Genomic DNA, 7,768 nt, shown 5'->3' with positions numbered 1-7,768 from the left:
TTCATGCTATCATGGAGCAGTTATTATCTAAAAAATACATTTAAAATAGTGTAGAGAAATGAATGATTATAAAAAAATGTAGAGAGATAGTGAGGGATAGGAAAGATGAAAAAAAGAAAGAGAATACTCTCTTTTTCACCAGTTCAGTGGATAACAAGTGGTTTTTTAGGATTAATTTTATTAGGTGCTAGCATTTTGATGCTACCAATTTCTTCAAGAAACGGTATGCAAACAGAATTTCTAGATGCGCTATTTACGGCGACATCTGCTATTTGCGTCACTGGATTAACGACAGTTACAACAAGTGAGCATTGGAGTGTTTTTGGCCAAAGTATTATCTTGTTATTGATTGAGATTGGTGGGTTAGGATTTATGACAATTCCAATCTTCTTTTTTGTCTTAATGAAACAAAAAGTAGGACTTAGTACACGCATGATTTTACGAGAAGCATTTAATACAGAACAAATGTCTGGTGAAATAAAAGTATTATTTTCTGTAGTAAAGATTGCTTTTTCTATTCAAGGAATAGGTATGGTTTTGTTAGCATTTCGGTTTGTTCCTTTATTTGGATGGGGAAAGGGACTATGGTATAGTTTGTTTCATGCAGTTTCTAGTTTTTGTAATGCAGGATTTGATTTATTTGGCGATAGTTTAGTAGGGTTTCAAAACGATCCGTGGGTTTTGATGGTAATCAGCTGTTTAATTATTTCAGGAGGTTTGGGCTTTTTTGTTTGGCATGATGTCTTAACAATGAAACAAGCTAGACATCGATTGAGTCTACATAGTCAAATTGCCTTACGAGTGACTGGTACTTTATTGTTCATAGGTATTATTGGTTTTTTTATTACTGAATACAATAATTCGAACTTTTGGACAGGAAGTATTATCCATCGATTCTTTAATACGATATTTCTTTCTGTAACCCCTCGAACAGCTGGCTTTTTCTCAATTGACTATTTTTCAATGTCTCACGCCGGATTAATGTTAACAATGCTACTTATGTTTATTGGGGGAACATCAGGTTCAACCGCAGGTGGGTTTAAAACAACAACTTTTGGTGTGCTTTTAATCAAGATGTATTCCACTTTTCATGGGAGAAGTCGAGCAGAATTTCGTGAACGAACGATTAGGGAAGAAAGTGTTTCTCGAGCATTTGTTTTATTCTTTATGTTTTTAACTGTGATAATTGTCAGTACAATGATTCTATCTGTGACAGAGACGATTCCAAATGTCAATCAATTAGGCTTAGAATATATCGTTTTTGAAGTTATTTCAGCCATTGGGACTGTTGGCTTGACTATGGGGTTAACACCGGAGTTATCATCAATTGGGAAAATCGTTGTTGCAATATTGATGTTTCTTGGGAGAGTGGGTGTACTAACTGTATTTTTCTCTTTGATTATAAAGGAAAATAAAGTTGAGGTGAAAATTAAATATCCAGAAGAAACGGTAATCATTGGATAGATTCATGATGTAGGAGTACACTATTTTATTAATGTAATGATTAAACCAAGTTACAAAAAAGTAAATAAGTGTAATTGAATAGCTAAATAGTTAAAAATATATTATGATAAAATAATAGCGTAATGAAAGTAAAGATTTGTATAACAAAGGAGGATCCAGTGGATAGAATAAGTAACGGAACTATAGGGATATTCATAGTTGCTATTCTAATTTTATTTATCATGAGTCTGTTTTTTTAGTTTTGTTCCAGTAGAATTGTGGATTTCGGCGTATTTTTCAGGTGTTAAAGTTGGTTTAGGTACATTAATTGGGATGCGTTTGAGACGAGTTTCTCCTCGACAAATTATTCAACCGTTAATTAAAGCAACGAAAACTGGGTTAGACTTAACAACTGATCAATTAGAGGCACATTATTTGGCTGGAGGAAATGTCAATCGTGTGATTGATGCTCTAATCGCTTCTCACCGCTTCTCATCGCGCAGATATTGATTTATAATTTGAGAAAGCCGCAGCAATTGATTTAGCTGGAAGAGATGTTTTTGAAGCCGTTCAATTATCAGTTAATCCCAAAGTAATTGAAACACCGATGATTGGTGCTGTAGCAAAAAATGGGATTGAAATTATAGTTAAAGCCAAAGTCACTGTCCGTGCCAATATTGAACGACTTGTTGGTGGAGCAGGTGAAGATACAATTATTGCCCGTGTAGGTGAAGGGATTGTCACAACAGTGGGTTCAGCTGAAAGGCATGATCTAGTGATGAAAAGTCCTGAGGCTATTTCTAAAACAGTTTTAAGTAAAGTATTGGATTCAGGAACAGCTTTTGAAATTCTGTCCATTGATATTGCTGACGTAGATGTGGGGCGTAACATTGGAGCACAATTACAAACGGATCAATCCGAAGCTGATAAAAATATTGCGCAAGCCAAGGCAGAAGAGCGTCGTTCTATGGCAGTTGCAGAAGAACAAGAAATGCGCGCAGAAGTTGAAAAAATCGTGCAAACATTGTCGAGGCAGAGGCGGAAGTTCCCTTAGCTATGGCAGAAGCATTACAAAAGGGAACATTAGGTGCAATGGATTACTACAAACTAAAAAATATCCATGCTGATACTGAGATGCGAACGTCGCTTTCTTCAAGTACAGAAAAAACTAGTGAAGAATAGTTTTTCAGTCTACGATAATGATTGAGCAGTAAAAAAAGAATTTATGTTTTTTAGGCATTTGGATAGACAAAGTAGAAAATCTTTGTTAAATTAATACTAATTTCATAAATAATCAGGTTGGGCGCAAGCTTTCAAGACATATTCTCCAAGGGTGAGGAGAGTCTTGTTTGCTTGCGCTCTTTTTGCGTTGTTTAGAAAAAAAGAAAGGAAGTTATTTATGCATTTTTATCAAGAAAAAAAGAAAAATTAATCAAGCGATTTGAGGTTGATTCAACGAACGGATTAACAAATGAACGGGTTCGTATTCTCAGAGAGCAATACGGAGTGAATAAGCTGCCTGATGAAAAAGAAAATCCCTACTGGAAAGTCTTCTTGAAGAATTTTAAAGAACCCATTGTCATCGTATTGATGGGAGCTATTGTATTATCTTTACTGAGTTCTTTTTATTCCATTCAGGTAAAAGGAGATGTGCAGCATGGAATAGAATCTTTGTATGAAGCAGCCGCTATTTTTATTTTAATTGTCATCAATGCTTGTTTAGGTTTCTGGCAAGAAATTAGTGCGCGTAAGAGTTTAAATGCCTTAAAAGAGATGAACAATCGTCAAACAACGGTCTTAAGAAATGGGAGCTGGGAAAAAATTACTGCTACAGATGTTGTGGTGGGGGATTTAATCAAAGCAGAGGTAGGCGATTTCGTTGAAGCAGATGTACGTTGGATTCAAACGAATGAATTGCAAGTGATGGAAGCACATTTAACTGGCGAATCAGATGCAATTCATAAAAATACTGAAGCAATTGATGAAGTTGTTGAAATTGGTGATAGAAAAAATATGGGCTTTTCAGGCTCTACTGTTTCAAATGGGCAAGGAATTGGTTTAGTCGTTGCTACAGGTTTAGACACTGAATTAGGAAATATTGCACAATTAATTCAAGCTGTAGAAGATAAACCATCTCCCTTACAGAATACGGTTAATAAATTGACAAAGACTTTAATGCTGATTTCAGCTGGTGTCATTCTATTTACTTTTGTGATTGGTATGATTCAGGCAGGGGAAATCAGTTTTACATCGATTGGTTCTGTGCTTTCGACATCCATTGCTTTAGCAGTAGCTTCTATTCCTGATGCGTTGCCTGCAGTATTGTCGATTGTATTGACAATTGGTGCTTCTAAAATGGCACAAAATAGAGGCCTTATTAAATCTCTTTCCAGTGTAGAAACTTTAGGAGCGACCTCTTATATTTGTTCGGATAAAACCGGTACCTTAACGAAAAACGAAATGACGGTGGTTAAGTATTATAGCAACGGCCATTATTACGCGGTGTCTGGACTAGGATATGCGCCAACAGGTGACATTCATTCACCAGAAGCAAGTGCCAAGTTGTCTGATACACTAGCCTTTTTAGAAGGAGCTGTTTTATGTAATGAAGCGACTGTCAAAGAAACAGATGGTGAATATAAACCGTTTGGGAATCCAACAGAAGTCGCATTAACAGTTTTAGGTTTAAAAGCAGGTGTAAAGAAAGAAAAACTAGAACAAGAAAAAGAAATTGTCCGTACATTGCCCTTTACGAGTAGTCGTAAAATGATGAGTGTCATTGTTAAAGAAGACGAGCGTTATCTAGTATATACCAAAGGCGCGCCAGATGTATTGGTTAATAAAAGTACAGGCATTTTAATCAATCATAAAGTTGATTCTTCAGAGGAAGCAAAACAATCATTCGTAGATACCGTCGAAGAGTATGCAGAAGCAGCCTTACGTACATTAGCTGTTGGTTATAGAGAAATTACGGAACAAGAAGCAATGAATGGATCTGTCGAAGAGTTAGAAAAACAGTTAATTATTACCGGCGTTGCCGGGATTATTGATCCTGCTCGTGAAGAAGTCAAAGAATCTGTAAGTACATTGAAAAAAGCGAATGTCGAAGTTGTTATGATTACAGGGGACCATGAAAAAACGGCCAAAGCAATTGCCTTAGAATTAGGTATTGTTGATACAGTAGATGCGATAGTGATTAAAGGTATTGAAATCGAGAAGATGTCTGATGAAGAATTATATAGTCATGTGAACCATACGAATATCTATGCTCGTGTGTCACCTGAACATAAACAACGCATTGTTAAACAATTACAAAAGCACGGACAAATTGTCGCAATGACCGGTGATGGTGTCAATGATGCACCTGCATTACGCGCTGCGGATATTGGTATCGCTATGGGGATTGCTGGAACCGAAGTGACGAAAGATTCAGCCGACTTAATTCTGATGGACGATAAATTCACAACAATTGAACAATCTGTTAAAAGTGGTCGAACCATTTATGCCAATATTAAAAATTTTATGCGTCATGAATTAACAACCAATGTAGCAGAAGTTTTTTCATTATTGATTGGTTTAATCTTCTTTACACAATCAATCGGCAATGTTCCTGGTGCGACACCAACATTAACTGCTTTGATGATTTTATGGGTCAATATGGTAAGCGATGCAGTGCCTTCTTTTTCACTAGGATATGATGTCGCTGAGTCTGATATTATGGAGGAACAGCCGAGAGATCCAAACGAATCGGTTCTAGCAAATTATACTTGGTCTCGTGTCTTGATTCGCGGAATTTTTATGGGAGTATTGGTTTATGTTGCATTCTTATGGGCGGCTCACCAAGGGTTATCAAGTAATCAAGCCCAAACCGTAGCTTTCTTAACACTGGTTTATGGCCAATTATGGCATGTTTTTGATGCGCGAAGCACGAAAACATTATTTAGAAGAAACCCATTTGAAAACAAATATTTAATTGCAGCTGTTCTATTTGCAGGTATTTCTTCTTATCTGGTGACGATTATCCCATTCTTTAATATAGTAATGGGCACAGCACCATTGACGTTGCCAATCTATTTACTGGTACTGTTTGTTCCAGCCTTACCTACCTTGATTTTATCGGGCATGAAAGAGTTGTTTGGTATTAAAATTTGGTAATAGCTATCGAAAATAGCTAGGCTTTTCTCCATAAGTAATTGAAAAATATCTAGCTTGATAGATAGGTTGGTAGTAACAAATGAATGATTGGTCAAGGGTTAGTATTAAATTTTACACCGTCGCTAAAATTGAAAGAAGGTGAGTCGATGAGATTTTTTCAGACGAAAAAGAAGAATATTTAAAGTTAATTAGTCATTACCAAATGCGAGATGGAATTGCTCGAACTGGAGTATTAGCAAAAAAAATTAGGAATCACGAAGTCGTCTGTAACGGAAATGTTTCAAAGACTAGCCGAAGAAGAATTTGTTAAATATACAGCTTAACAAGGAGTTAGCCTAACTGAAAAGCAATGAGACATATTGATTATTTAGAAAAAAAAGCAAACTTTATTAACTAAATTTCTAGAGAGGTGTTTGGACTGTTCTGAAAAAGAAATTGTAGAAATTTTGGATGAATTGGAGCACATTGATAATGAATTATTTTTCGACAAATTAGAACAGTACTTGGAAAATCATAGTAGTTAATTTAGCTTTATAGAAAAATCTAGTATCTATAGTTACAGTAAAAGTAAAAAGAATAACTGTAAATAAAATTAAATAAAAAACAAAAATTTCAAGAACAAGTTAGCCACTTTTTGAAAAAAGTGAAATTCGTATGTTATTGCTAAGTATCCGTGTTGATTTGATAATGAGTAGCGCCATGATGGTCTGATTCATACAGGATGGTATTGCCAGCCTTCCCAGACGGAAGTCATGGTGCGAGAGGCTCATTGTCAAATCAACTAAGCGTTTGCTTCAGTGCTTGTTCAAACGCTGTTTGTGGCGTCAGATAGCCTAAAATTTTTCTCGGCAATTTCTTCAATTGTTAACCCGGAAAGTTATTCAGATAATTGAACAAATTCAGACCCATTAATCTGAAGTGATGCAACGGAATACACTAGAAAAAGAAGCCCCGTATTCATGAATCAACTGATTGATGGCATAAGTCACGAAAGCTGCATCTTTTGTATCAATAGCCCAAATAATTTCAAAGCGTGTTTTACGTTCCGTTAGGGCTAACAATGCTGTCTCTGCTCCATTTCGTCTCCCAATGACCGTATCAATTTCAAAGTGCCCGAACTCTTCACGAGAAGTCACAGAAGCTGGACGCTCTTCGATGCTTTTCCCCAATATTTTCCGATTTTTTCGGGATGCTTTTTCGTTATGCAACGTTTCATTTTCATCTCTAAATCAATGTTTCGCACTTCTAATCGTTGATCATCAATAATCTTATACAACGTTGTGGTACTGACCATTTCTTCTGACGCAAATAAGGAGTGACACTTAGCGACACCGACAGTGACATCAGGTGAGTAACCTTTGGTTTTGAAGAGATACACAAAAAATGAAAGGAATGCTCGTGCTTTTGGAAATTTCTCTTTCCGATGACAGTTCAAACGATTTATTTGATACATATTTTGTGCAAACTCAGCATTGTAGTCAGTAAAATAGCGTGTTTTCCCATTAATAAGTTTGACTTGTTTCAAGTCTCCACGCTTGAATTCATTGCGGATAGTTTGCGGTGCAACACCAATTTTCTTAGTAACCTGCCGATTTGACATTCCTTCAGAATGCCAAGCAGCAATTTTTTCTCATTCCATTTCAGTTAGGTGCTGACCCTTTTGAAGTTGTGCAAGTCTCCTTATTGGTTTGGTGTTGGAACCCCAATAATACACGATAGTTCACCACGATGTTTTTTTATTTTCTTAGATGGCTAACTTGATTTTTTAATTGTCAAATTAAGTTAGACAAGTCCTCTTTGCTTATGTGACTCAAGAATACTTCTATTGGTGTTTAATAGTTTAATGATTTTCGAGAGATATTATTTCTTTTTAACACAATAAATTTGATAAAAGATTCATCAACTTCGTTGAAATTCATTTGCTTTGGTAAACCATCTTTACGTAATAAACCATTAGAGTTTTCATTCAATCCTCTTTATGATGGTGCACCAGGATCTGCAAAATAGATATCACTATCATTGATATTACTGATTGATTTCCAATTTGAAAATTCCTTTCCACAATCAAAAGTCATTGATTTGAATAGATGCTTAGGTACAGATTTCATCCACTGGTTCAAACGATTTTCAATATCTATAGCTCGTCTGCCTTCTGGCTGAAGAGTGATGA

Annotated in this window: 3 protein-coding genes, 3 pseudogenes and 1 other annotated feature; of the genes and pseudogenes, 4 read left to right on the top strand and 2 right to left on the bottom strand. The window is 35.8% G+C overall.

What is annotated here, in order from left to right:
* The first annotated feature begins 105 nt into the window (after nucleotides 1–105).
* From HMPREF9088_RS07045 to HMPREF9088_RS12610, 4 genes and pseudogenes are all read left to right on the top strand, one after another.
* Nucleotides 106–1,464 carry a TrkH family potassium uptake protein gene (locus HMPREF9088_RS07045; RefSeq protein ID WP_007208491.1) on the top strand — a complete coding sequence of 453 codons (1,359 nt, stop codon included), beginning with the start codon at nucleotides 106–108 and terminating at the stop codon, nucleotides 1,462–1,464.
* Nucleotides 1,465–1,685: 221 nt separating this feature from the next.
* Nucleotides 1,686–2,625: pseudogene (floA, locus tag HMPREF9088_RS07040) on the top strand (flotillin-like protein FloA).
* A gap of 115 nt (nucleotides 2,626–2,740) precedes the next feature.
* Nucleotides 2,741–2,786: a sequence feature (sodium ion sensor (DUF1646 type); this cis-regulatory element may regulate processes involved in with the transportation of sodium ions), on the top strand.
* A 52-nt stretch (nucleotides 2,787–2,838) separates the two neighbouring features.
* Nucleotides 2,839–5,598, top strand: a complete 2,760-nt coding sequence (locus HMPREF9088_RS07035) for a cation-translocating P-type ATPase (RefSeq protein WP_040366741.1) — start codon at nucleotides 2,839–2,841, stop codon at nucleotides 5,596–5,598.
* A gap of 275 nt (nucleotides 5,599–5,873) precedes the next feature.
* Nucleotides 5,874–5,921 carry a hypothetical protein gene (locus tag HMPREF9088_RS12610; RefSeq protein ID WP_286011695.1) on the top strand — a complete coding sequence of 16 codons (48 nt, stop codon included), beginning with the start codon at nucleotides 5,874–5,876 and terminating at the stop codon, nucleotides 5,919–5,921.
* A 557-nt stretch (nucleotides 5,922–6,478) separates the two neighbouring features.
* Here HMPREF9088_RS12610 and HMPREF9088_RS12685 read toward each other — a convergent pair.
* Both HMPREF9088_RS12685 and HMPREF9088_RS11675 read right to left on the bottom strand, forming a co-directional pair.
* Nucleotides 6,479–7,237 (bottom strand): annotated as a pseudogene (locus tag HMPREF9088_RS12685) (IS30 family transposase); the annotation flags it as partial.
* A gap of 193 nt (nucleotides 7,238–7,430) precedes the next feature.
* Nucleotides 7,431–7,768: pseudogene (locus HMPREF9088_RS11675) on the bottom strand (IS30 family transposase); the annotation flags it as partial.

Source organism: Enterococcus italicus DSM 15952 (genome assembly GCF_000185365.1).
Classification (GTDB): Bacteria; Bacillota; Bacilli; order Lactobacillales; family Enterococcaceae; genus Enterococcus_G; species Enterococcus_G italicus.
The sequence above is the reverse complement of the archived record's forward strand: the minus strand, read 5'-3'. Positions and strand labels throughout refer to the sequence as shown.

What these genes read in the sequence shown, in the direction of transcription:
- HMPREF9088_RS07045 (WP_007208491.1), top strand. Translation starts at nt 106, where the DNA reads ATGAAAAAAAGAAAGAGAATACTCTCTTTTTCACCAGTTCAGTGGATA.